The sequence below is a fragment of the Janthinobacterium sp. GMG2 genome (genome assembly GCF_033949445.1).
Classification (GTDB): domain Bacteria; phylum Pseudomonadota; class Gammaproteobacteria; order Burkholderiales; family Burkholderiaceae_D; genus Janthinobacterium; species Janthinobacterium aestuarii.
Genome location: NZ_JAXAWA010000002.1, coordinates 1,074,956 through 1,099,458, shown reverse-complemented (window position 1 = coordinate 1,099,458; position 24,503 = coordinate 1,074,956). Strand labels below are relative to the sequence as shown.

Below are 24,503 nucleotides of genomic sequence, written 5' to 3'. Positions count from 1 at the left end.
CCATCTCCCCAAACTGTGGCGTCGTACGTCTTGTTGGCGGCCTACTTCGCGCTTTCCATGGATGCCACTGTGTCGAAAATAGGCGCCAGCGCGCTTTCCATGGCGCCGGCGGTCGCGTCGCCGCTCTGGTTGGTGATGATGAAGACCCCAAGCTGATATTGGGGAACGATGTAGGCGTAGCTTTGCGCACGTGGCACGCCGCCATGGTGTACATAATGCGTGCCCAACTGGCGATTGCTGCCGATGTTCCAGAAATAGCCAATGCTGAAGTCATCCTGAAAGCGCACCAGCGGCTTGTGCGATTCGGCGACCGCGCGATGGGCGCTCAATTGCAGGCGCAGGTATTTCGCCATATCGGGCATGGTCGACTTCAGGTTGCCGGCCGCTCCCCAGGGCAGTTGCGGCATCGGTGTCGTGATGACGGGATTGTCGCTGTGGTAGCCGGGCGCCAGCCGGCCGGCATCCTGGGCTGCGATTTTCAGCCTGGTATCGTGCATGCCGGCTTCGCGCGCGATGAATTGCGTGAGCAGGTCTGCATAGGGCATGCCGTAGATTGTTTCGAGTGTGTGCGCAATGAGTTCGGTACCGGCGCTGGAATAGGCGTAGTCCTTGCCAAGCGGCCCCTTGATGCTGACCGTATGTAAATCCTGCCAGAATTGCTGTTGCCCGTAGTTGGCATACGCTGCATTGAGCTTTGCCGGCGTGGCATGTGCCGTGAAATCCTGCAATATGGTGTTCACCTGCAATGGCAGCATGCCAGGTATGGTGCTGGTGTGCGTGATCAAATGGCGCAAGCGCACGGGCTGGCCTTGCCACTGCAGGTTCGGGTAGGCCCCCGGCAGGTAGTTTTGTATGGGATCGTCGAGCGCCGCCTTCCCGTCCAGCACGGCGTTCGCCAGTAGCAGGCCGGCAAAAGTTTTGCTGACTGAGCCGATTTCATACAGCGTTGTATCGTTCGGCGGATTGGCTTTGCCGGTCTCCAGCTCGCCCTGATGCAGGATGAATTCCTTGCCGCGATAAACGACGGCAATCGAGGTCGCGTGCAGCAATGGTGACTGCAGCAAAGTGGCCGCGGTCTGGCGCATGGCCGCAGGAATGTCGTGCGCAGGTGCCGTGGCTGCTGGCTTGCAAGCTGCCAGCAGCAGTGTCATTACAGTGATGCTTGCGGCGAGTTTGGTCATCATGCGCACCATCGAGGGGGGAGGGGCATTCTCGCACAATGGCTATAGCGGTGACAGAAAAAACTTGGCAAAAATCTCTTCTTCTTTCCTCCATGCAGTGTGACATTTGCATGACAAATAACAGTGCCTGTCCCGATTGCGCGTCATTAAGGCGTGCATGCGAGGCGACGCTCAAGCGCTCGCCGTCCATGCGCCAAAAGTGCCGGACCGTTGAAGGTGCACGCTGAATGGCAAGTGGATGCGGCCGGGACTTTTGCCTTGCATGCCGGCCTGCGCCGGCATATTCAATCTTGGTTTTAAGTTTAACGACAGGAAACTGCAACATGACTGAAAACAATGCATCTGGCTCCAGCGTCTCCGCCATCGACGCTTACCTGAACAGTTCGGCAGCCGCCGCACAGCGCTTCACGGGCACGGCGAACGCGGATATCCTCAGCGGCACCACGGGCGCCGACGTGCTCGAAGGCCTGGCCGGCGACGATACGTATTACGTCAACCACAGCGGCGACGTGATCGTCGAACTGGCCAATGGCGGCAGCGATACCGTCTACACCAGCGTCAATTACACGGTGGCCGACAACATCGAGAACGTGCGCCTGACCGCAGGCGGCCTGACGGTAACGGGCAGCGCCAATACCAATAACGTCTTTTTCGTTGATGCGGCCGGTGGCAACAGGATCGATGGCGGCGGCACGGGCAACATGGTCAATTACACGGCGTCCAGCACGGGCGTGACGGCGACCTTGTCCGGAGCGAATGGCCCGGTGACGGCGCCGCCCGGCAGCGATGTGCTGCTCAATATCGCCAACATCGCCGGCAGCAAGTTCGATGATGTCCTGACCGGTAACGAGCTCAAAAACGCCCTCGTGGGCGGTTTTGGCAACGATATCCTGCGCGGCGGCAAGGGCGACGATACCCTGGCCGGCATGCAGGGCGACGACACGTATATGTTTGCCCGTGGCGACGGCGCCGACATCATCGTTGAAGGGGAAGAGGCGGCCAGCCATAACGTCGTCTCCTTCCTGGCCGGCGTCAATGCCGACCAGCTGTGGTTCCGCCAGGTGGGCACGGCGCTGGAAGTGAGCACCATCGGCACCGGCGACAAGATCACCATCAACGCCTGGTTTTCCAGTGCGGCGCCGCGCATCCAGGAATTCCGCACGGCCGAAGGCCGCGTGCTGCTGGGCAGCGACGTGCAAAACCTCGTGCAGACAATGGCGGGCCTGGCGATGCCAGCCGCTGGCCAGCTGACCTTGCCAGCGGCAACGGCCGCCGCCCTGGCGCCGGCGCTGGCGCAGAACTGGCGCACGGAAGGACCGAACCAGCCCGGCAATGGCGTCTTTACCGGCACGGCGAACCCGGACATCATCCTGGGCACGGCGGGCGCCGACGTGATGGCGGGCCTGGCCGGCGACGACACGTATTACGTCAACCACAGCGGCGACGTGGTGGTGGAACAGGCCGGCGGCGGCCGCGACACCGTCTATGCCAGCGCAAACTACACGCTGGCCGCCAACGTCGAAGAGGTGCATGTGAGCGCCGCCGGCCTGACGGTGACGGGCAGCGGCAATGACAACGTGTTCCACGTCGATGTCGCCGGCGGCAACGTGCTGCGCGGCACCGGCACGAACAGCACGGCCACCTATGCGGGCTCCAAGGCGGGCGCGACGGCCAGCATCGTTTCCATCAATGAATCCCATGCGGCCCGCCCGGGCAGCGATGTGCTGGTCAATATTTCCAGCGTGACGGGCAGCGGCTATGACGACGTACTGTCCGGCAACGAGCTGGCCAATACCCTGGCTGGCGGCCTTGGCAACGATACCTTGCAAGGCGGCAAAGGCAGCGACGTGCTCACCGGCGGCCTCGGCGACGATACCTATGTCTTTGCGCGCGGCGACGGCGCCGATGTCGTTATCGAATCGTCCGCCGATGCCAATTACGACACCGTCGCCTTCCTGGCCGGTGTCAACATCGACCAGCTGTGGTTCCGCCAGGTGGGCAATGACCTGGAAGTGAGCACCATCGGCACCACGGACAAGATCACCATCCGCGCCTGGAACGCGGCTGTGCCGAACATCGAGGAATTCCGCACGGCCGCCGGCCACGTCATGCGTGGCGCCGACGTGCAGCTGCTGGTGCGGGCGATGGCGAACCTGACGCCGCCGCCGCTGGGCCAGCTGACCCTGCCGGCTGGCACGGCCGCCGCCCTGGCGCCCGCGCTGGCCCAGGCCTGGCACTTCAACGGTCCCACGCAACCGACGGGTCCAACCTTTGTCGGCACGGCGGGCGCCGACGTCATCAATGGGAGCACGGGCGCCGACCTGCTGCAAGGCCTCGGTGGCGACGACACGTATTACGTCAACCACAGCGGCGACTTCATCGACGAACGTGGCAATGGCGGCAACGACACCGTGTACACCAAGGTCAACTACACGGTGGCCGACAACGTCGAGTACGTGCGCCTGGCCGCAGCCGGCCTGACGGTGACGGGCAGCGCCTATACCAGCAACGTCTTCCATGTCGGCACCGCCGGCGGCAACGTGCTCGACGGTGGCGGGGCGGGCAATTCGCTGTCCTACGCCACTTCCACTACGGGCGTGACGGCCGCCTTTGCGCCCGTTGGCGGCCCGATGACGGCGCGCGCGGGCAGCGACGTGCTGGCCAATTTCAATGCCGTCATCGGCAGCAAGTTCGACGACGTGCTGACCGGCAATGAACTGAAGAACATCCTGCTGGGCGGCCTCGGCAACGATATCCTGCAAGGCGGCAAGGGCGATGACGCGCTGGCCGGTACGCTGGGCAACGACACCTATGTCTTCGCCCGCGGCGACGGCGCCGACATTATTTCCGAGGCGAACGAGGCGGGCAGCCGCGACGTGGTGTCCTTCCTGGCCGGCGTCAGCGCCGAGCAGCTGTGGTTCCGCCAGGTGGGCACGAACCTCGAAGTGAGCACCATCGGCACCACGGACAAGATCACCGTCAATGGCTGGTATGCGGCAGCGGGGGCGAGCATCGAGCAATTCCGCATGGCCGATGGCCGGGTCTTGCTGGGCAGCCAGGTGCAAAACCTCGTGCAGGCCATGGCGGGCCTGACGCCGCCACCGGCCGGCCAGCTGACCTTGCCTGCCGGTACGGCCGCCATCCTGGCGCCGGTGTTGGCGCAGAACTGGCGCGCCGCGCAACAAACGCTTGCCGCCAGCCAGGGCGGCTTCGGCGGCTGGCAGGCGGATTCCGCGCAGCTGGTGCAAGCGATGGCCGGCTTTGCCGTGCCGGCGGCCGCATCGGCGCCATGGTCAGGCCACGGCAATCCGTCGACGCAGATCCAGCTGGCGGCAGTCCATTAATCAGTTGACATAGCCAGATCCACCCTCACGCAGCCGGGCCGGGGCGACCTGCCACGGCCTGGCTGCGCCATTGAATCTCTGATATTGCCCGATGACAGTCCTCTCCCACCGCAACGATACGCCGTCCTTGGAAAAAACTGCGCCCGACACGGGCTTGCTGTCGCTGTTGCTGATGGCCAGCCTGCACGGCATCGCCGCCGACGGCGCCCAGCTCAAGCACGCTTTCGGCCAGGCCGTGTTCACGCGGCAAACCGTGCTGCTGGCCGCCCGGCAACTTGGCTTGACGGCCAAACTGGTGCGCCAGGCGCCCGAACGGCTGGTACAAGCGCCGCTGCCGGCCATCGCCATCGATACGGATGGCCGTTTCTTTATCCTCGGCAAGGTCGAGACGGGCGCTGACGGCGTGAGCAAGGTGCTGGTCCAGCATCCGGGCCAGCCGCCCCAAATCCTCGGCCGTGACGCCTTCCTTGCCGCCTGGACGGGCGAGCTGATCTTTTTCACCAGCAAGGCCAGCTATGCGGGCGAGACGGCACGTTTCGACTTCAGCTGGTTCATTCCCGCCATAGTCAAATACCGCAGGCTGCTGGGCGAAGTGTTGCTGATTTCCTTCGTGCTGCAACTGATCGGCCTGGCCACGCCCCTGTTTTTCCAAGTGGTGATGGACAAGGTGCTGGTCAACCACGCGATGAAAACCCTGCACGTGGTGGCCATCGGCCTCGTGTGTGCCATCGTCTTCGAAGCCGTGCTTGGCCTCATTCGCACCTATGTTTTTGCGCGCACCAGCAGCAAGATCGACGTGGAACTGGGCGCGCGCCTGTTCCGCCACTTGCTGGCTTTGCCGATCGCGTATTTCCAGGCGCGCCGCGTGGGTGATTCCGTGGCGCGCATCCATGAACTGGAAAACATCCGCTCTTTTCTCACCGGCAACGCCATGACCCTGGTGCTCGACCTGCTGTTTTCCTTCATCTTCATTGCCGCCATGCTGTGGTACAGCGCGGCGCTCAGCATCGTCGTGCTGGCCTCGATTCCCGTCTATGCGGCCCTGTCGATGCTGCTCACGCCTGTGTTGCGGGGCCGCCTGAACGACAAATTCAACCGCAGCGCGGAAAACCAGTCCTTCCTGGTCGAAACCATCAGCGGCGTCGATACGCTCAAGGCCATGGCCGTCGAGCCGCGCTGGCAGCAGCAGTGGGAAAAGCAGCTGGCCGGCTATGTCTCGGCAGGGCTGTCGGCAAACAATATCGGCATGCTGGCCAGCGGCGGCGTGACGCTCGTGAGCAAGCTGGTGACGGCGGTCATCATGTGGTGGGGCGCCACCCTCGTCATCGACGGCAAGATGACGGTGGGCGAACTGGTCGCGTTCAATATGCTGGCCGGACAGGTGGCATCGCCCATTTTGCGCCTGGCGCAACTGTGGAACGATTTCCAGCAGGTGGGCATCTCGATGAGCCGGCTCGGCGACATCCTCAACGCGCGCGTGGAAGCGGGCAGCCAGAAGGCGCGCCTGCCGCGCATCGCGGGCGCCATCGACTTCCAGCAAGTGGGTTTCCGCTACCGGCCCGATGCGGCCGAAGTGCTGCGCAATGTGTCGATTGCCATCGCGCCTGGCGAAGTGATCGGCATCGTCGGGCGTTCCGGCTCGGGCAAGAGCACCTTGACGCGGCTGGCGCAGCGCCTGTATATCCCCGAGCGTGGCAAGGTGCTGATCGACGGGCAGGATATCGCCGTCATCGACACGGCCTCGCTGCGGCGCCAGATTGGCGTGGTGCTGCAGGAAAACATCCTGTTCAACCGCTCCGTGCGCGACAACATCGCGCTGAGCGACCCGGCGCTGCCCATTGACGCCGTCATCGCCGTGGCGAAACTGGCGGGCGCCCACGATTTCATTTGCGAGTTGCCTGAAGGCTACGACACCATGGTGGGTGAGCACGGCACGGGCTTGTCGGGCGGCCAGCGCCAGCGCATCGCCATCGCCCGCGCCCTGATCGACAATCCGCGCATCCTGATTTTCGACGAAGCGACGAGCGCGCTCGATTACGAGTCGGAAAAAATCATCCAGGACAATATGCGCGGCATTTGCGCGGGGCGCACCGTGCTGATCATCGCCCACCGCCTGTCGGCCGTGCGCGAAGCGCACCGTATCGTGGTCATGGAGCGGGGGCAGGTGGCCGAACTGGGCACGCACGACGCGCTGCTGGCGCAGCCGGGCGGCATCTACGCCCATCTGTACAGCCTGCAGCAGGGCACGAGCGGGAGCGCAACAGGGGACGCAACATGAGCGCCGGTCACCGCCTGGCCGCGTACGGCGAGCTGTTGCAACGCTATGGCCAGGCGCTGCGGCACAGCTGGCGCCAGCGCGCCGCCTTGAGCGGCCCCGTGCTCAGCGAAGACGAGGCGGCCTTCTTGCCGGCCGCGCTGGCGCTGCAGGAGCGTCCCGTGTCGCCGTCGCTGCGCCTGACGGCCAGGGTGCTGATGCTGCTGGTCGGCTGCGTCGTGCTGTGGGCGGTCTTCGGCCAGGTCGACATCATCGTCAACGCGGCCGGCAAGATCATTCCATCCGGCAACACCAAGACCATCGCCTCGGTCGACGTGGCGGCCGTGCGCGCCCTGCACGTGCGCGAGGGGCAAGCCGTCAGGGCGGGCCAGTTGCTGGTGGAACTCGACAGCCGCGGCCCGGACGCCGAGCGCGACAAGGCCGCCGGCGACGCCGTGGCGGCCGCGCTGCAGATGGCCCGCTCGCGTGCTTTGATCGCCGCCGTCGACAGCTTGACGCAGCCGAAGCTGGCGGCGCCCGATGGCGCATCTGTCGCTCAGCGCGAGGAAGCGCAGGGCCACCTCGATGGCCAGTACGCGAATTTCCGCGCCCGGCTCGCGCATCTCGATGGCGAGATTGCCCGCTATGCCCAGGCGTTGCCGCTGGCCACGCAGCGCGCCAGCGACTACAAGGCGCTGCTGGCCACGCGCGACGTGGCCGAACACGCGTGGATGGAAAAGGAGCAGGCGCGTATCGACCTGGCCGGCCAGCTGGCGTCGGCCCGCAGCGAGCGCGCGGCCCTGGTGGCGCAAACGCGCAAGGACGCCTACGACGCGCTGACGGAAGGGGCCAGGGTGGCGGCGGCCAGCGGCCAGGATGCGCGCCGCGCAGGCGCCCGCGGCAGCCTGCTGCGCCTGACGGCGCCCGTCGACGGCACGGTGCAGCAACTGAAGCTGCACACGGTGGGCGGCGTCGTGCCGGCCGCGCAGGCGCTGATGCAGATCGTGCCGCGCCAGGGCAAGCTGGAAATTGACGCCGTGCTGGAAAACCGCGACGTCGGCTTCGTGCAGGTCGGGCAGGCGGTGGCCATCAAGGTCGACGCCTTCGACTACACGAAATACGGCACCGTGCCCGCCGTCGTCAGCAGCGTCTCGCGCGACGCTGTCGAGGATGAAAAGAAGGGTCCCGTGTATGCCGTCAGGATCACGCTGCGGCAGCCGTCCATCGTCGTCGACGGCAGATTGGCGCCGCTGTCGGCCGGCATGGCCGTGCGCGCGGAAATCCGCACGGGGACGAGGAGGGTGATCGAATACGTGCTCTCGCCGCTGGTGCAGCACCAGAAGGAGGCGCTGCATGAACGCTAGACGCCGCGCCATGACCGCCATCGCCATCGCCGCCAGCTTGCTGCTGGCCAGTGCTGCGGCGCAGGCGGGCGAGTTCGAGGCCGCGCCATGCCCGTCCGCGTACGAGGCGGGCGTGCCCTTGACCTTGCCGGCGGCCGTCGACCTGGCCCTGTGCCACAACGCGCAGGTGCACGGCGCCTGGGCCGGCATACGGCTGCAGGCGGCCGGCGTGGGCGAGGCCAGGGCCGCCTTTCTGCCAACCCTGAATGCGGGCGTGAGCCGGGTGCACGACCGCACGGCTTATCCGGGCGCCAGCACGCCGTCAGGCAGCTTGAACAGCAATACGGGCTCGCTCAATCTGTCCTGGCGTCTGTTCGACTTCGGCGGACGCGCGGCGGGCCAGCGTTCGGCGCAAGCCATGCTCGACGCGGCCCTGGCCAACCGCGATGCCGTGCTGCAAAAGACGCTGGCGGCCACCGTCAGCGCGTATTTCGACGCGCAGACGGCACGGGCAAACGTGCGGATGCGCGAGGAGTACCGGGCGCTGGCCAATGAAACGGTGCTGGCCACGCAGCGCCGCGCGCAGCGGGGGCTCGGCTCGCACAGCGACACCCTGCAGGCGACGAGCGCGCTGGCCAAGGCGGCCCTGGGCGCCAGCCGCGCCGATGGCGAGTTCCAGAAGGCGCGCGCCGTGCTTGTCTATACGCTGGGCTTGCCGGCCGAGGCGGGCGTGGTGCTGGACGACGATGCGGCCGAACCGGCGGCTGGCCTGCGTGAAGATTTGCACACCTGGCTGGCGCTGGCTCAGGCGCGGCACCCGGCCATCGTGGCTGCGCAGGCGCAGCTGGCGGCCGCGCGCGAACGGGTGGCCGTGACCGAGTCGGAAGGCCGTCCCAGCATCGACCTGACGGCCAATATCTACCAGAACGGCCGCCCCAACCAGGGCTTGTCCGCCGCGTCCACGCGCGAAACCCTGGTGGGCATCTCATTGAACATTCCCCTGTTCGACGGTTTTGCGCGCCACTACAAGGTGCGCGGCGCGCTGGCGCAGGCCGGGCAAAGGGAAGCCGAGGCGCAGGAGGTGCAACAGCAAACCCTGATGGAACTGGTGAAAACGCATGCGGAGGCGAGTACGGCGCTGGCCAACCTGGCCGCCTCGCAAGCGTGGCTGGACGCGGCGCGCGATGCCCAGGCCAGCGTGCAGCGCAAGTTCGGCCTGGGCGCGGCCGATATCCTGGAAATGCTGAACACCCAGTCGGCGCTGCTCGAGGCGCAGCAGGAACGCATCCGTTGCCAGGCGGAATGGCGTTCGGCTCGGCTGCGTCTGCTGGCCAGCGCCGGCGTGCTGGGACGGGAGGCCATTGCAGGTCGCTAACAGGCGCATTCCGCGCGCCATGCCGGCGCAATTATGACTATATTAGCGTAGCTAATCCACACACCGGACTAGGGAGACATCATGCACAGCATACAAAAGATTACCCCGTGTTTATGGTTCAACGGCCACGCCGAGGCGGCGGCCCTGTTTTATACGGGGATATTCCCCAATTCGAAGATCGGCCAGATCCTGCGCTATGGCGAGGAGGGCAAGGAAATCCACGGCCAGGAGCCAGGCAGCGTGCTGACTGTCGCGTTTGAACTCGATGGCCAGACGTTCACGGGATTGAATGGCGGACCCCTGTTCCAGTTTTCCGAGGCCATCTCATTCCAGGTCAATTGCGAAACCCAGGACGAGGTCGACCACTACTGGACCCAGCTGTCCGAAGGCGGTCCCGTGGAAGCGCAGCAGTGCGGCTGGCTCAAGGACCAGTTCGGCGTGTCCTGGCAAATCGTGCCCACCATCATGGTCAAGCTGCTGGGCGATCCCGACCCAGTCAAGGCCCAGCGCGTGATGAAAGCCATGATGGGCATGAAAAAGATCGACATCGACGAGATCAAGCGGGCGTACGCGGGCTAGCCTGGTCCGTCAGGCAGCGGTGCGCCCTGTCCAAGATGGCCGGCATTTGTTATAGTCCCAGCCATCTTTCCATCCGCCTACAGACCTGCCATGACCACTAGCACCAGCAGCACCATCGCGCCCCGTACCTTCGGCACGCCCCTGTCTTCCACCGCCATCAAAGTCATGCTGCTGGGTTCCGGTGAACTGGGCAAGGAAGTGATCATGTCGCTGCAGCGCCTGGGCGTGGAAGTGATCGCCGTCGACCGCTACCCGAACGCGCCGGGCCACCCGGTGGCGCACCGCTCGCACGTGATCGACATGAGCGACGGCGTGGCCCTGGCCGCCCTGATCGAACTGGAAAAGCCGGACCTGATCGTGCCCGAAATCGAAGCCATCGCCACCGATACGCTGGCGGCGCTGGAAGCGGCCGGGCAAATCACGTGCATCCCGAACGCGCGCGCGGCCGTGCTGACGATGAACCGCGAAGGCATCCGCACCCTGGCGGCCGAAACCTTGGGCGTGGCGACGTCGCCCTACCGCTTCGCCAGCAGCCTGCGGGAGTTGCAGCTTGCCTGCCAGGAGATCGGCTTTCCGTGCGTCGTGAAACCCGTGATGTCGTCGTCGGGCAAGGGCCAGTCCAAACTCGATGGCGCCGCGGACGTGGACGCGGCGTGGGCGTATGCGGCCAGCGGCAGCCGTGTCGATACGGGCCGGGTCATCGTCGAGGGTTTCATCGACTTCGACTACGAAATCACCCTGCTGACCGTACGCGCCGTGGGCGCCTCGGGACAGATCGAGACGCAGTTCTGCGAGCCGATCGGCCACTTGCAGGTGCATGGCGACTACGTGGAATCGTGGCAGCCGGCCCGCATGGCGCCGCTGGCCCTCGAGCGCTCGCGCGACATCGCCCGCAAGGTGACGGACAACCTGGGCGGCCTGGGCCTGTTCGGCGTGGAGCTGTTCGTCAAGGACGACATGGTGTGGTTCTCGGAAGTGAGCCCCCGTCCGCACGACACGGGCATGGTCACCATGGCCAGCCAGGTGCAGAGCGAATTCGAGCTGCACGCGAAAGCCATCCTCGGCTTGCCCGTCAACGTGGCGCTGCGTTCGCCCGGCGCCTCGGCCGTCATCTACGGCCAGCTGGAAGCGAAAGGCATCGCCTTCGAAGGCGTGGCCAACGCCCTGAGCGTGCCGGGCGCGGACTTGCGCCTGTTCGGCAAGCCGGAATCATTCGCCCGCCGCCGCATGGGCGTGGCGCTGGCCACGGCCGACGATATCGACACGGCCCGCGCGCGCGCCGTGCTGGCTGCGTCCAAAGTCAAGCCGGTGGTCCGCTGATGCCAGAGGCCAGCCTGCCGCAGGCCGACGCCGGCGGCGACGACATCAAGCGCAAGCTGCGCGGCCATATCGCGCGGCGCAACCTGGCCGGCGCCGCCAACGATTGCAAGTGGAACGAACTGCTGGCCTTCATGCGCGGACGCACCGACTGGGCGCCGTCGTACCGTTACGGCTCCGTCACCGGCTATGTCTCGCGCTGGGATACGGAATGGGATTACCACCCGCCGTTCCCGTTCCTGGGCGTGGAATGGTTCGATATCAGCCTGTACTCGGAAGAACACGTGGCCATGCTGCTGCCCAAGAAAATCATCGACCACGGCGTGTGGATCGTGCCGGAGCTCGAGCGCATCGGCTTCGATTTCGAGGTGCGGGACAGGGTGGCGCGCATTTGGGGCTATTTGCCCCGCAATTATCACGACTTCCCAACCGCCGACTAATTCAAAGACTCTCTCATGCCTGAAAACCTTATTCCCCAGGTGCCGCAACCGGACGACGCCGTCATCGGCAAGGAAGCGGGCGCGCAGATGCTGGCCACGGCTTGCGCCGCGCGCGACGCCTTCTATGCTACTTTGGGCGCTGTCGACGCCGATGTGCTGGCGCCGCTGGTCAACCCCGCTTTCATGGGCGGTCCGCGCTGGCCATCGTTGCGCCAGGCCTGGCGGGTGATCCGCCGCAATGACTCCATCCTCATCGCCAGCGATGGCTTGAGCGACCCGTTCGAGGATGACGACGAGGTGTTTGTGCCGCGCGGCCACCTGCTGGAAGTGTGCATCGAGGCGCCACTGTCCGCTTTCAACGGCGGTCCGGTGCAGGCATCGTGGCTGTTCGATCTGGTCTACCAGGTCAGCCAGAACGTGGCCGATCATGGCTCCATCGATTTGCTGGTGCAGCGCCACGGCAGCGTGTCGATGGCGCTGGACTTGCAAGATGCACCCAAGGGCCTCGAAGACGAAAACGAACAGGTGGGCGTGCTGCTGGCCCAGGGCGCAAGCACCATCCCGTCGTCCTTCGGCACGCCGTATGGCGAAGTGATGCTGCTGACGCTCACCGCGCTGCAGCCGGCCGAACTGGCGTACATCAGCGAGGCCGAAGACAAGGCCCAAGCGCGGCGCGACCTGGCCGCCGCGCTGGCCGCGTCGCCGGCCGGGCATTGGAGTGTGGCCCAGCGGCCGGCCGTCATTCCCCGCTAGGTTCTTCGACCGGGGGCACAGCCGGTTCTTCCGCTTTCGGCGCTTCCTTCGCCTCCACGACGACGGGCGCGGGAGGCGGCTCGCGCCATTTGCCCGCCGCCTTCAGCTTGTTCTTCAGCCCCGGCAAGGGGAAACCCAGCGCATAGGCTTTTTGCGCGTGCGCGCTGGCCTTCTCGTATTCCTTCTTCTTTGCATACATCAGGCCCAGGTTGTACTGGATGGTGGCCTGGTCAGGCGCCAGGCGGCTGGCTGCGTCCAGCTGTTCCAGCGCCATCGCATCCTGGCCCGTGGACAGCAGGTAGCTGCCATACACCATGCGCGCCGTCACGTCGTGCGGCGCGAAGGCGATCGCCCGTTCGAAGTAGCAGCTGACCGTGTAGCGGGCGCCGATCGGCTGCGCGCTTTTCAGGCGCAATCCCAGCTTGGCCATCGACGCCAGCGCCCGGTGGTGGTTCGGGAAATGTTCGAGCGTGTAGCTGATGTCGGCGCCCAGGCTGCCCGTCATGCCTTGCGTGAGCGTTTCCACGGCGCGCGAAAAATGGAATTTTTCGACCACGGACAGCCCGTCGCGGTCTTCCGCGCTCGTGTAGTCGCCGCCCGGCGTGCGCTTGACGTAGGGCGGACACTCGGCGGCAGTGACGCTGGCGCAGCAGGCGGCGAGGGTGCAGGCTAACAAGCAATGCTTCATGTCGGACTCCTGTGGCTGACCTGGTCGAGCAAATCGGCCAGGGCGTTGCTGCGGGCTTGCCGCGATTGCAGGGCGATGGCCGTGGGGCTGGCCAGCGGGGCGCGGCCCTGGCGCGCCAGTTCCAGAAAGCGCAGCAGGGCGCGCGCGCAATCGCCGCTGGACGCCAGCTGGCCGATGGTATCGATGCTGCAGTGGCGCAGCTTGGCCGCGCTGTCGCCGGCCAGGTCGGTCAGCGCGAGGATGGGCCGGCGGCAGCGCAGGTATTCATACAACTTGGCGGGAATCTGTTCGTTGCAGTTGGCCGCCTGCAGCAGCAGCAAGCCGTCGGCGGCCAGCATTTCGCGCAGCGCATCCTCGTGCGGCTGCAACGGTTCCAGGCTCACCAGATCCAGGATGCCGTATTTCGCCAGCAATCCCGCCAGCCACGCATCGTGGCCCGTGGCACGCAGCACCATCTGGAAATTGCGGGCGTGCAGCACGCCGTCGTGGCGCAGGCGGGCCAGGGCTTCGAACAGCGGCTGCGGATCGCGCTCGGACGGGTAGATCACGCCGCTGTGCAGCAGCAGGAAGCGGCTGCGGTGGCCGCGCGGCCCGGCCAGCGGCGCGGCGTCCGCGTCATCGTCGTGGCCATTTTCGATCAGGCAGAAGCGCTCGCGCCCCACTTGCGCCAGGCGCCGCTGGTGCGCCGCGATGGCGCCCGGCGTGGTGCAGACGATGGCCGCGCTGCGCGCCGCGATGCGCTGTTCGATCCACGCATGCATGCGGTGCAGGCGCGGCTCGGGCGGATACGGCGCCAGCGGGTCGCTGTCGTCGAGCATGGGGTCGCGCTGGTCGGCGATCCACGGCAGGCCGCTGAGTTTTTGCAGGGTCATCGCGATCAGGTGCGCCGTGGCGATCGGGTACGTTGACCAGATGGCGTCTGGGCGATATTCGCGGATCATGCGCAGGCCGGCCGGCACGGCGCTCAGCCACCAGGAGCTCCAGCGGTCGGGCAGTGCCAGGCAGCGCGGATAGCGTCCGGCGATGGACAAATGGCGCGCCGCGTCCAGCGCCAAGGTGCGCCGCACGGTCGCTTGCGCGCCGATCTGCGCCAGCTGCGATTCGCCCCGCTGCGCATACGCGAGCGGCGAGGGGCTGAGCACGAGCGGCTGCCAGCCGCAGTCGGGCAAATGGCGTGCAAAGCCCAGGGTGCGCAGGATGCCGCTGCCGCCGGCAAACGGCGGAAAATGGTAGGCGACCATCAGCACCCGTTTTGGTCGGGCCGCGTTCGGTCGGGCCGCGTTCGGCGAGGTCATTACCATGACCGCAGCCACCGCGCGCACAGCTGTTCGACTTCGCCGCGCCAGGCGGCGTTGGCGAACGTGTGGTTGGCGCCAGCGACCTGCGCCTGCGTCCATTGCGCGCGGGCGGCCACGGCGCGCCAGGCTGTGTCGCCATCGAGCAGGGCTTGCCACTCGCGCGCACCGAGGTCGTCGCCGCTGAGGACCAGCAGCACCTTGCCCTGGAATTGCGCCAGCGCCCGCAGCATGGCCGGCGCGGGCGCATCGTCTTCTTGCGTTGCCGGTTTGTGCGTGGCGGCCGCCACCTGCCGCAGCGAGGCCAGGCTGGCGCCCAGCCGCAGTCCGCCGCTGGCCAGCTTGCGCCAGAAACCGCCTTGCAGCAGGCGTGGCAGATAATAATGGCGCAAGGTGGCGCGCGCCAGGCCGGCGCTGCTGCGCACCCACGGGTTGAGCAGGATCAGGGCTTTGATGCGCGCGTCGCGCGGCGCATGGCAGGCGGCCGCCGTGGCGCCGTCGCACAAGCCCCACAGCGCCACTTCGCGCAGCGACGGCACGGCGTCGAAGAATTGCGCCAGCGCGCCGGCGATATCGGGACCGGCGGCGCGGTAATCGCGCGCGCTGCCTTCGCTGTCGCCCATGCCGCGCAAGTCGAAACGCAGCACGGGCCAGCCTTGCGCGGCCAGGGCGCGGGCCAGCAAGACGAACTGGCGGTGGCTGCCGACCCGGTACTGCGGCCCGCCCGTGACGATCAACACGCCGCGCGGACCCGGTGCGTCGGGCAGGCTGAGGATGCCGGCCATGCGCGCCTGCGACTCGCCGTCATCAGCTGCGCTGCGAAAGCGCAGGGCCAGTTCGCGAACGGCGGGTGCTGCGAGGTGCTGCTGGCTGCTGTCGCGTTTCATGGCGGCGTCCTTTCCTCGTCGAGCCAGTCGCGGCACAGCGCGCGCGTGGCGTCCAGCAGTTGCGGACACGCGAGCAGCTCGCCGCTGTGCCAGAACGGGCCATCGCCGAAGCTGGCCACGTGGACGGCGGCGCCCTGGTCCCGCCATTGCCGTGCCAGCGGCGGCAAGGGCGCGGCTGCCTGGTCCGGTCCCCGGTAATCGAGCCAATAGACTGGAACGGCAGGCTGCAGCGCAGACGCGCTGACGTCATCGATGGCGTGCGCCAGTTCGGGTGCCAGCAGGTAGCCGGCCACTTCCACAGGCTCACTTTCCGCCAATGCTGCGCGCGCATGGCCGGGCGCTTCGTGCCCGCCGCCGGCCAGCATGCCGGCCGCCAGGCGCAGGCGCAGGAAGCGGTCGATGACGCGCCGTCCATCGAGTTCCGGTTGCCACAGCAGCAACCGCGCCAGGGGCAGCGGCGGGTTGCTGGCGAAATCGAGGGACAGCAGGGCGCCCAGACGCAAGCCCCACACGGTCAAGGGACCGTCGACCCGCTGCGCCAGCCACGCGCACGCCAGGTGCAGGTCGTTGTGCCAGATGTCCCAGCGCGCTTCGCCAAAGTCGCCGCTGCTGTCGCCGCAGCCGAACAGGTCGATCTGCAGCACGCTGTAGCCGGCCGCGGCAAAGGCGCGCGCCTGCGCGGCGGCCACGTGGCGGCTTTTATTGAGTTCTTCCGCGAACGGGTGCACGTAGAGAATGCCGCCGCGCGCGGCCTGGCCCGGCGGCGGCAGGTGCAGCAAACAATAGCGCTGGCCGCCGCTGGCGGGCAGGAAGAAGGGCAGCAGCGGTAGCGCGTCGGTGAGGGCGCGGTTCATGGTCGCAGCTTTGCAAACACGAAATCGTGCAGGGTGCCCACGGTGGCGAAGTGGCGCGCGTGGATGTCGTCGTCGGCGACCATGATGCCGAAATGGTCTTCCAGCGCGGCGATCACGCCGATCACGGCCATCGAGTCGAGTTCCGGCACGCTGCCCAAGAGCGGCGTGTGGGCTTCCAGCGCGCGCCCGTTCAAGCCCAGGGTGGTGTCGAGGATGTGCTTTACTGCTTCAAGATGCGGCATGTCAGCTCCAGGGAAGGGAAGTGCGGCAGGGACGACGTATCGAAGGCCAGGCAGGGGATGTCGTCGGGGCGGCGCGACAGGTGTACATAGGGCGGCAGGCTGGCGGCCATCCATTGCCAGCGCCCGCAGCGGATAAAGGTGGCCGTGCCCAGCGCGTGCGTGCCCAGGCGCGCGTGGGCGCCCAGCGAGGCGCGGTTGAAACGCGAGATGCGGCTGCACGACCAGCGCACGCCCTGCGCGTACAGCACGGCGTTGGCTTCTTCCCACAGGCGCGCGAAGACGAGGCCACCGCGCTGTTCGGGCTGCACCCACACGTCGAGGTCCCACGACGACTGGTTTGAAGCCAGCGCATAGCGGGCGCGCACCTCGTCTTCCTGGCAGCCGTGGCGCAGCAGCCAGATCCAGCCAACCATGCCGGACTTGTCTCGCGCCAACAGGCATTGCGCGCCCTGACGGTAGCGTTCGCGCAGCGCGCCGGGCCGGCGCTCGGGCCCGGGCGGCAAGTCCGCTTCCGCCAGGCAGGGCGTGACGGCAATCGACTGGCCGCGCCCGCGGCACAGCGAACCGGGCGCCACGGCCTGCGCCACGAACTGGTAGCGGTACAGTGCGCAGCGTCCGCCCGGCACGCATTCCAGCAGCCGGGCCACGGCCAGCCAGGCGCTGTCGCGCCAGCCGAGCTGGGCGACGCTGGCGGCCAGCCGTTGCAGCAAGGGAAATTGCGGGGACAGGGCCATGGTAGTAACGGACGGGGCGGCTATGCAGCCAACGCTGTCCATTAGAGCGCAGCGGCCTGTGGCCGATGTTGCGCAGCCTCAAGCATTGCGCCAGATAGGCCACCGTCCGTGGGGAGAGGTGCTTGCTTGATAAAAATCAACACTGCCGCGCCCGTTTGTCCCAATCATAGGGGGATGCATGGCAATCATGGCAACCCTGGGGCGACACGATGGCGACACTGATACACGATCTGATCTTCGAAACGGCGCAGCGCGCCCCCCACGCGCCGGCCCTGTCGTGGCAGGGCGAGGAGCTCAGCTATGCCGCGCTGGCGCAGTCCGTGCGCGAGGCAGCAGCTACCCTGCTGACCCTGGGCTTGCAAGGTGGCGCGCGCGTGGCCGTGTACCTGGAGAAACGCCCGGAAAACGTCAGCGCCATGTTTGGCGCGGCGGCGGCCGGCGGCGTGTTCGTGCCCGTCAATCCGCTGCTCAAGCCGGACCAGGTGGCGTATATCCTGGCCGACTGCAACGTGGCCATCCTCGTCACCTCGCGCGAACGGCTGGCGCAGCTGGGCCCGGCGCTGGCCGCCTGTCCGGACTTGCGGACGGTGCTGCTGACGGGCGAAGGGGAGGCGGAGTCCAGCCTGGGCAAGGTGCGCGTGCTGCCGTGGAGCGCGGTCTCCGCCGCCAGCGTGCCCGCGCCCATGCCCCATGCGGCGATCGACGTGGACATGGCCGCCATTCTATATACCTCGGGCAGCACGGGGCGGCCGAAAGGCGTGGTGCTGTCGCACCGCAACATGCTGGCGGGCGCGCTCAGCGTGTCGGGCTATTTGCGCAACACGCCGCAGGACCGGATTTTATGCGTCCTGCCGCTCAGTTTTGATTACGGCCTGAGCCAGCTGACGACGGCATTTGCCAGCGGCGCCTGTGCCGTACTGATGAATTATCTGCTGCTGCGCGATATCGTCGAAACCGTCGAGCAGGAAGCCATCACGGGCCTGGCCGCCGTGCCGCCGCTGTGGGTGCAGCTGTCCCAGCTGAGCTGGCCCTTGTACACGCCTTTGCGCTACATCACCAATTCGGGCGGCGTGATGCAGCGCTCCACGCTCGATCGGCTACGCCAGTCGTTGCCGCGCACGCAGGTCTACCTGATGTATGGCTTGACGGAAGCGTTCCGCTCGACCTATCTGGCGCCGGAACAGCTGGAGCGGCGCCCCGATTCCATCGGGCAAGCGATTCCGAACGCGGAAGTGCTGGTGCTGCGTCCCGACGGCAGCGTGTGCGACGCCGATGAGCCGGGCGAACTCGTGCACCGTGGCGCGCTGGTGGCGCTCGGCTACTGGAACGACGCGGCGCGCACGGCCGAGCGTTTCAAGCCGCTGCCGCCGCAGGCAAGCGGCCTGGTGCTGCCGGAGCTGGCCGTCTGGTCGGGCGACACGGTGCGCCGCGATGCGGATGGCTATCTGTATTTCGTCGGGCGCAGCGACGACATGATCAAGACGTCGGGCTACCGGGTCAGCCCGGCCGAGATCGAGGAAGTCGCGTATGCGAGCGGACTGGTGGGCGATGCCGCCGCGCTGGGCCTGCCCCATGCCGTGCTGGGCCAGGCCATCGCTTTGCTCGTCACGCCCGCGCCCGGTGTGGAATTGCAGCGCGACAGCGTGCTGGCCGCCTGCCGCGCGCGCTTGCCCAGCTATATGGTGCCGCTGTGGGTGGAGATCCGCGACGGCGTGCTGCCGCGTAATCCGAACGGCAAGATCGACCGCCCCTTGCTGGCCCAGGAACTGGCGCGTGCGTATGCGGTCCAAACAGGAGACGCGGCATGAAGGACTTGATCCGCTCGAACAGTACGGAATTGCCCTTGCACTCGGCCTTGGGCCAGCAGTTTGCCATGGATGACGACATGCTGCAGGTCGGCGGTATTTCTTTGCGCCGGCTGGCGCAGAGGGTGGGCAGCACGCCGTTTTACGCGTATGACCGCGCGCACATCACGCGCCGCGTGGCGCAACTGCGTGCCGCCTTGCCCACTGGCGTGCATGTCCATTATGCGATGAAGGCCAACCCCATGCCGGCCGTGGTGCAATGGCTGGCGGGCCTGGTCGATGGCATTGACGTGGCCTCGGGCGGCGAACTGGCCACGGCGCTCGATACGCCGATGGCGCCGGAGCGCATCAGTTTTGCGGGACCGGGCAAGAGCGATGGCGAACTGGCGCGGGCCGTGGCCGCTGGCGTATTGATCAACGTGGAATCGGGCGCCCAGCTGGAAAGGGTGGCACTGGCCAGTGAACGGTTGGGCATGACGGCCAGGGTGGCCGTACGCGTGAATCCCGATTTTGCCTTGCGCCGCACGGGCATGCGCATGGGCGGCGGCGCGCAGCCGTTTGGCGTCGATGCGGCCCTCGTGCCGGCGCTGCTGGGCCGCATCGGTCAGCTGGGGCTGGATTTTCACGGCTTTCACCTGTATGCGGGTTCGCAAAGCCTGTCGGCGGTGGCCCTGGCTGAAGCGCAGGCCCTGAGCGTGCAACTGGCCCTGCAACTGGCCGACAGCGCGCCGTCGCCCTTGCGCACCCTGAATATCGGCGGCGGCTTCGGCGTGCCGTATTTTCCCGGCGACCAGGCGCTGGACCTGGCGCCCGTGGCGGACGGCTTGCAGCGGCAGCTTGATCTGCTGGCCCAGGCGGCGCCCGGCGTGCGCCTGAATCTGGAGCTGGGCCGCTATCTGGTGGCCGAGGCCGGTATCTATGTGTGCAAGGTGATCGAACGCAAGGTGTCGCATGGACAAGTATTTCTCGTCACCGATGGCGGCTTGCACCACCACCTGGCGGCCTCAGGCAATTTCGGCCAGCTGATCCGCAAGAATTACCCGGTCGCCATCGGCAACCGGCTGCACGGCGGGCCGCGCGAAGTGGCGTCCGTCGTGGGACCGTTGTGCACGCCATTAGACTTGCTTGCCGATCAGATGGAGATGGCGCGTGCCGAGGAGGGCGACCTGGTGGTCGTGTTCCAATCGGGCGCGTATGGATTGACGGCCAGCCCGACGGCCTTTCTCGGCCATCCGCTGCCGGCCGAGGTGCTCGTATGAGCGGCCTGTGCGGTTGGCTGGCGGCGCCTGGCGGGGCTGCGGGCTCTGTCGCTGCCGATGCCGATGCCAGTGGCGCCGCGCTGGGCGGCATGGCCGCGCCCCTGTCGCGTTTCGATAGCGCACCCCTGATTGCCTGCGTGAGCGAAGTGGGTGGCGTGGCCGTGGCCGCCATCGACGGCAGCCGCCATGTATATCAGCAGGATGGCTTGCAGGTCGCCATCTGGGGCCGGCCCATGCTTGACGGTTCGGCCGACGACGTGGCAAGCCGCCTCGCTTCCCTGTGGCTGAGCCGGGGCGTGGCGGCCTGCGCCAGCCTGTCCGGGCCATTTGCTGTGGCTATCCTCGACTCTTTTTCCGGCTCGGCCCTGCTGGCAGTGGACCGCGCCGGAATCCACCCCCTCAGCTATGCGGGCAATGCGCAAGGCCTGTTCTTTGCCTCCTCGCATGATGCCTTGCTGGCCCATCCGTCCGTGCGGGGCGCGCTCGATCCGCAGGCGCTGTATCACTACCTGTTCTTCCACATGGTGCCCGGCCCGGCCACGGCTTACCTGGGCCAGCAGCGCTTGCTGCCCGGCGAATACCTGCATGTGCGCGGCGGCAAGCAATACAAGGGCAGTTACTGGCAGCTGGCTTTCCAGGAGCCGGGCGCGGCGCGCCCGCGGGCCAGCTTTGCCAGCAACAAGCAGGAATTCCTGCGCCTGCTGCGCCAGTCCGTGGAAAACAGCCTGGGCGCGGATGGCGCGGACACGGGCGCGTTTCTCAGCGGCGGCACGGACAGTTCCACCGTGGCCGCCATCATGGGGCAGGTGACGGGCCGGCCGGCGCGCACGTATTCCATCGGTTTTGATGCGCCCGGCTATGACGAAATGGCGTATGCGCGCCTGGCCGCCAGCCACGCGGGCAGCATTCACCACGAGCGCTACGTGACGCCAGCCGACGTCCTGGCCGCCATTCCCGCCATGGCGGCCATCTTCGACCAGCCTTTCGGCAACGCCTCGGCCATTCCCGCCTTTTACTGCGCGCAGATGGCGCGCGAGGATGGCGTAACGCGCTTGCTCGGCGGCGACGGCGGCGATGAACTGTTTGGCGGCAATGAGCGCTATGCGCACCAGGCCTTGCTGTCGCAGTACGAGCGCTTGCCCGCCGTGCTGCGCCAGGCCATTATCGAGCCGCTGCTGTTCCGCGAGCGCACGGGCAAGCCGTGGCGGCTGGGCGACAAGGCGCGCCGCTACATCGAGCTGTCGAGCCTGCCGCTGCCGGCCCGGCTCGACAGCTACAACCTGCTGCTGCGCCATGGCCACCGCACGGTGCTGGAAGCGGGGTTCATCGACACCATCGACCCGGGCATGGCGCCCGGTTGCGTGAATGGCGCGTATTGGGAGCGGCAAGGCCAGGGCTTGAGCCAAATCAATGAGCTGCTGGCGCTCGACATGCGTTTTACTTTGGCCGACAACGACCTGTTCAAGGTGCGCAAGGCGTGCGAGCTGGCTGGCGTGGAAGCGGCGTTTCCCTTTCTGCACGATGCGATGGTGGCGTTTGCCGCCCGCCTGGCGCCGCGGGACAAGCTCGACGGCATGCGGCTGCGGCCCTTCTTCAAGCGGGCGCTGGCGGAAATCTTGCCGCCGGCCATCGTGCGCAAGAAAAAGCACGGCTTCGGCCTGCCTTTCGGCCTGTGGCTGCACAGCCATCCGCCGCTGCGCGAGTTTGCATTCGACAACCTCACGCAGCTGCGCGGACGCGGCATCGTGCGGCCCGCCTTCATCGACGATCTGCAAGGGCGCTTGCTGGCGGAACATCCGGCCTATCACGGCACCATGGTGTGGCTGCTGCTGATGCTGGAACAGTGGCTCAGCCAGCATCCAGGCGCGCTGGGTGCGCTTGCCGGCGGTTTTGCCGCATGCGCCACAGAAACGCCAGCCGTCCTCGATCCCACGGCGTAAAGCGGGGCAGCTGCAGCAGGTCGAGCCCAGCGCCGGGGCGCGCCACGCCCCAGTCCGTGGCCACTGCCGCCTTGAAACCGAGGCTCTTGACCATCGCCACGTGCGGCGCGCCATAGTCGCGCCCGGCCTTGCCGTTCGGATACGCAAACAGAGTGACGGGCGCCTGGATCAGACTTTCCAGCTGGCGCTTGCCGTCGGCGATGTTTTGCCGCGCGGCGTGGTCCGGCAAGGTGGACAAAATCGGGTGGCTGTCCGTGTGCGCGCCCACCTCCATGCCGGCCGCATGCAATTGGCGCAGCTGCGCCGTGCTCAGCATGGCGGGCGGACCAGCCAGAACGCCCGCCTGGCGGCGTATCCGCATGGCCAGCTGCTGGCGCCTGGCGAACGGCAGGTACTTGAGCTGCCCCAGCAGGGTGGCGATGGCAGCTTGCCGCTGCGCCAGGCTGGCGACGGGGAATGTCCCCAGCTCGTGTTTGCGCAAGTCCAGCATGGGACCTGGCGCATGGCGCACGGCGTCGATCACCGTGTCGTTCCACATTTGCCCGCCGTCCAGGTAGCCCGTGGCGATGAAAAACGTGGCGTGCATGCCAAGGCGCTGCAGCAGCGGCAGGGCGATTTGCGCATTGTCCGCATAGCCGTCGTCGAAGGTGATGCAGGCGGCGCGCTGCGGCAGGTTGCCATTCTGCAAGCGCTGCACGGCATCGCTGAGCGATAGCGGCGTATAGAAACGTTTCAGCAGGCGTAGCTGGCGTTCGAACAGCACGGCGTCCACTTCGCCTGGAAACAGCGGGTCGGGCCGCGCCAGCACGCGGTGGTAGATCAGGATGGACAAGGTGGCTGTCATGGCTGCTCCACGATGGCGGCCCGGGGCGTGGCCTGGCGGGAAGTGGGGGTGAGCGTGGGCACCTGCCGCTCGACGATGATGCGCGTGGCGATCAGGGCGGCCATCAGGTAATACGGCATGTCGAAGTACAGCAGGCTGAGGAAGGCGCCGCCCACGGCAAAGCCGATCAGGCTGGCCTGGCTCATGGTGGCCAGGCCGTGCGCCCAGCGTAGCTCCGGCTTGCCCCGCGTGCGGCGGATGATGGCGGCGGCCGTGCGCCAGGTGGCGATGCCCAGCGCCAGGTAAATCAGCAAGCCGACAAAGCCGTGTTCGCCCAGCGCCTGGAAATAAATGCTGTGCGCCGCATGCACGTCCATGGGGTTGGGCGCATAGCGGGCAAAGATGGCGGCGTCGGAGACGTCGAAGCCGCCGCCGGGAAAACGGTCGCGCGCCAAATTCCAGGCCATGCGCCAGGCATTCAGGCGGCCCATGGCGGAGACGTCGTCCTGATACGTGTTGATGGTGTCCATGCGTTCGGCCCAGCGCTCGGGCATGAAGGCCAGCAGCAGCGGCGCGACGGCGCCGAGCAGCGCGCCCAGCACCATCTTGCGGTCGCTTTTCAGCCACATGAACAGGCCCATGGCGGCAATGGCCAGCAGCCCGCCGCGCGAATACGAGCCCAGCGCGGCCAGGGCCGACAACAGCATCGCCGCGGACAAGCCATGGCGCACCCAGCGTTTGTCCGTGTTTTGCTGCAGATAATACATGAGGGGGATGGTGATGATCAGGGCCAGGGCCAGCGCATTGTTATCCCCGATAAACGTTTCCTCCGGCCCCCAGACCCGGTCCGTGCCGCCGCTGCGGATGGTGAAGATGCCGCCTTTCACGCCGTAATAGCCGATTGACCCCACCAGCACCCAGATCAGGCGCACGATGTCGCGCCGTGTGCGTATCACCATCATGATGACAAAGCTCATCAGCATGATCTTCATCACCTTGTTCCACTGCACCCATGACGATTCCGGAATCAGGGCGAACGGGGCCGTGACATTCATCCACATGACGAACAGCAGCAGCAGCACGCTGACGGGCGTGAGCGGCAGGTTTTTCGGCTCGCGCGTCATCACGAGGCTGATCAGGGTGGCGATGGCGATGATGAAGGCGAACGGCATGTGCGTGGCAAAGCCCCAGCCCTGCGTGTGCGGGTTCATCACGCTGACCCAGACCCACATCAGGCCGCCGGTGGCCGGTGTCTTCAGGATGAAGGGCAGCGAGCCCAGGATGATGATGGTAATCAGTATGTCGCGCATGAAGGGAGACGCTCCTGGTTGTGCCCGGGTTGGCAAGGTCTTGATGCCTGTCAACGGGCTGGCGGGCAGGCTCAGTACAC

The 24,503-nt window shown here is 66.8% G+C and carries 20 protein-coding genes; 11 read left to right on the top strand and 9 right to left on the bottom strand.

Translation table 11 applies throughout. The features are described from left to right. Nucleotides 1-41: 41 nt before the first annotated feature. The gene (locus SKZ59_RS11045) at nt 42-1,184 is read right to left on the bottom strand and encodes a serine hydrolase domain-containing protein (RefSeq protein WP_319991753.1); all 1,143 of its coding nucleotides are present in this window, start codon (nt 1,182-1,184) and stop codon (nt 42-44) included. A gap of 320 nt (nt 1,185-1,504) precedes the next feature. On the opposite strand from SKZ59_RS11045, the gene SKZ59_RS11040 reads away from it, so the two are divergent. The 8 genes from SKZ59_RS11040 (at nt 1,505) to SKZ59_RS11005 (ending at nt 12,586) form a co-directional block, all read left to right on the top strand. Then, nucleotides 1,505-4,525: a calcium-binding protein gene (locus SKZ59_RS11040; protein ID WP_319991752.1), complete on the top strand. Its 3,021-nt coding sequence runs from the start codon at nt 1,505-1,507 to the stop codon at nt 4,523-4,525. Between the two features lie 91 nt (nt 4,526-4,616). Next, nucleotides 4,617-6,803, top strand: a complete 2,187-nt coding sequence (locus tag SKZ59_RS11035) for a type I secretion system permease/ATPase (RefSeq protein ID WP_319991751.1) — start codon at nt 4,617-4,619, stop codon at nt 6,801-6,803. Further along, complete coding sequence (locus tag SKZ59_RS11030) at nt 6,800-8,143, top strand: HlyD family type I secretion periplasmic adaptor subunit (RefSeq protein WP_319991750.1); 1,344 nt, start codon at nt 6,800-6,802, stop codon at nt 8,141-8,143. The genes SKZ59_RS11035 and SKZ59_RS11030 overlap by 4 nt, the downstream gene beginning before the upstream one ends. Beyond that, entirely contained in the window at nt 8,133-9,497 is a 1,365-nt protein-coding gene (locus SKZ59_RS11025) for a TolC family protein (protein WP_319991749.1), read from the top strand. Before SKZ59_RS11030 ends, SKZ59_RS11025 begins: the two co-directional genes overlap by 11 nt. A gap of 81 nt (nt 9,498-9,578) precedes the next feature. Beyond that, on the top strand, nt 9,579-10,076 hold the full coding sequence (locus tag SKZ59_RS11020) for a VOC family protein (RefSeq protein WP_072453700.1): 498 nt from the start codon (nt 9,579-9,581) through the stop codon (nt 10,074-10,076). A gap of 90 nt (nt 10,077-10,166) precedes the next feature. Next, complete coding sequence (purT, locus tag SKZ59_RS11015) at nt 10,167-11,396, top strand: formate-dependent phosphoribosylglycinamide formyltransferase (RefSeq protein WP_319991748.1); 1,230 nt, start codon at nt 10,167-10,169, stop codon at nt 11,394-11,396. Next, on the top strand, nt 11,396-11,833 hold the full coding sequence (locus tag SKZ59_RS11010) for a DUF6678 family protein (RefSeq protein WP_034748464.1): 438 nt from the start codon (nt 11,396-11,398) through the stop codon (nt 11,831-11,833). The genes purT and SKZ59_RS11010 overlap by 1 nt, the downstream gene beginning before the upstream one ends. Before the next feature lie 15 nt (nt 11,834-11,848). Next, nucleotides 11,849-12,586: a hypothetical protein gene (locus SKZ59_RS11005; protein ID WP_319991747.1), complete on the top strand. Its 738-nt coding sequence runs from the start codon at nt 11,849-11,851 to the stop codon at nt 12,584-12,586. Here the strand turns inward: SKZ59_RS11005 and SKZ59_RS11000 are convergent. The 6 genes from SKZ59_RS11000 to SKZ59_RS10975 are packed head-to-tail and all read right to left on the bottom strand — an operon-like array spanning nt 12,573 to nt 17,286. After that, nucleotides 12,573-13,262 (bottom strand): ABC transporter permease, encoded by a 690-nt coding sequence (locus SKZ59_RS11000; RefSeq protein ID WP_319991746.1) that lies wholly within the window; start codon nt 13,260-13,262, stop codon nt 12,573-12,575. The genes SKZ59_RS11005 and SKZ59_RS11000 overlap by 14 nt on opposite strands. A gap of 8 nt (nt 13,263-13,270) precedes the next feature. Then, complete coding sequence (locus tag SKZ59_RS10995) at nt 13,271-14,575, bottom strand: glycosyltransferase (RefSeq protein ID WP_319991745.1); 1,305 nt, start codon at nt 14,573-14,575, stop codon at nt 13,271-13,273. Then, nucleotides 14,569-15,456: a hydrolase 1, exosortase A system-associated gene (locus SKZ59_RS10990; protein ID WP_319991744.1), complete on the bottom strand. Its 888-nt coding sequence runs from the start codon at nt 15,454-15,456 to the stop codon at nt 14,569-14,571. The genes SKZ59_RS10995 and SKZ59_RS10990 overlap by 7 nt, the downstream gene beginning before the upstream one ends. After that, nucleotides 15,453-16,310, bottom strand: coding sequence for a hydrolase 2, exosortase A system-associated (locus tag SKZ59_RS10985; RefSeq protein WP_319991743.1), 858 nt, complete (start codon nt 16,308-16,310; stop codon nt 15,453-15,455). The genes SKZ59_RS10990 and SKZ59_RS10985 overlap by 4 nt, the downstream gene beginning before the upstream one ends. Beyond that, nucleotides 16,307-16,552, bottom strand: a complete 246-nt coding sequence (locus SKZ59_RS10980) for an acyl carrier protein (protein WP_319991742.1) — start codon at nt 16,550-16,552, stop codon at nt 16,307-16,309. Before SKZ59_RS10980 ends, SKZ59_RS10985 begins: the two co-directional genes overlap by 4 nt. Continuing rightward, nucleotides 16,531-17,286, bottom strand: a complete 756-nt coding sequence (locus tag SKZ59_RS10975) for a hypothetical protein (protein ID WP_319991741.1) — start codon at nt 17,284-17,286, stop codon at nt 16,531-16,533. The genes SKZ59_RS10980 and SKZ59_RS10975 overlap by 22 nt, the downstream gene beginning before the upstream one ends. Nucleotides 17,287-17,495: 209 nt before the next feature. Here SKZ59_RS10975 and SKZ59_RS10970 point away from each other — a divergent pair, with 209 nt between their 5' ends. Genes SKZ59_RS10970 through SKZ59_RS10960 form a run of 3 tightly spaced genes read left to right on the top strand, consistent with a single transcriptional unit; the run spans nt 17,496 to nt 22,290 of the window. Then, nucleotides 17,496-19,094: an acyl-CoA ligase (AMP-forming), exosortase A system-associated gene (locus tag SKZ59_RS10970; protein ID WP_319991740.1), complete on the top strand. Its 1,599-nt coding sequence runs from the start codon at nt 17,496-17,498 to the stop codon at nt 19,092-19,094. After that, on the top strand, nt 19,091-20,350 hold the full coding sequence (locus SKZ59_RS10965; protein WP_319991739.1) for a pyridoxal-dependent decarboxylase, exosortase A system-associated: 1,260 nt from the start codon (nt 19,091-19,093) through the stop codon (nt 20,348-20,350). The genes SKZ59_RS10970 and SKZ59_RS10965 overlap by 4 nt, the downstream gene beginning before the upstream one ends. Next, a complete protein-coding gene (locus SKZ59_RS10960; protein WP_319991738.1) occupies nt 20,347-22,290 on the top strand; it encodes an asparagine synthetase B family protein in 1,944 nt (647 codons plus the stop codon). Before SKZ59_RS10965 ends, SKZ59_RS10960 begins: the two co-directional genes overlap by 4 nt. Here the strand turns inward: SKZ59_RS10960 and SKZ59_RS10955 are convergent. Continuing rightward, a complete protein-coding gene (locus SKZ59_RS10955) occupies nt 22,199-23,134 on the bottom strand; it encodes a polysaccharide deacetylase family protein (RefSeq protein ID WP_319991737.1) in 936 nt (311 codons plus the stop codon). The genes SKZ59_RS10960 and SKZ59_RS10955 overlap by 92 nt on opposite strands. Beyond that, the gene (locus tag SKZ59_RS10950; protein ID WP_319991736.1) at nt 23,131-24,423 is read right to left on the bottom strand and encodes a putative O-glycosylation ligase, exosortase A system-associated; all 1,293 of its coding nucleotides are present in this window, start codon (nt 24,421-24,423) and stop codon (nt 23,131-23,133) included. Before SKZ59_RS10950 ends, SKZ59_RS10955 begins: the two co-directional genes overlap by 4 nt. Nucleotides 24,424-24,503: the final 80 nt, after the last annotated feature.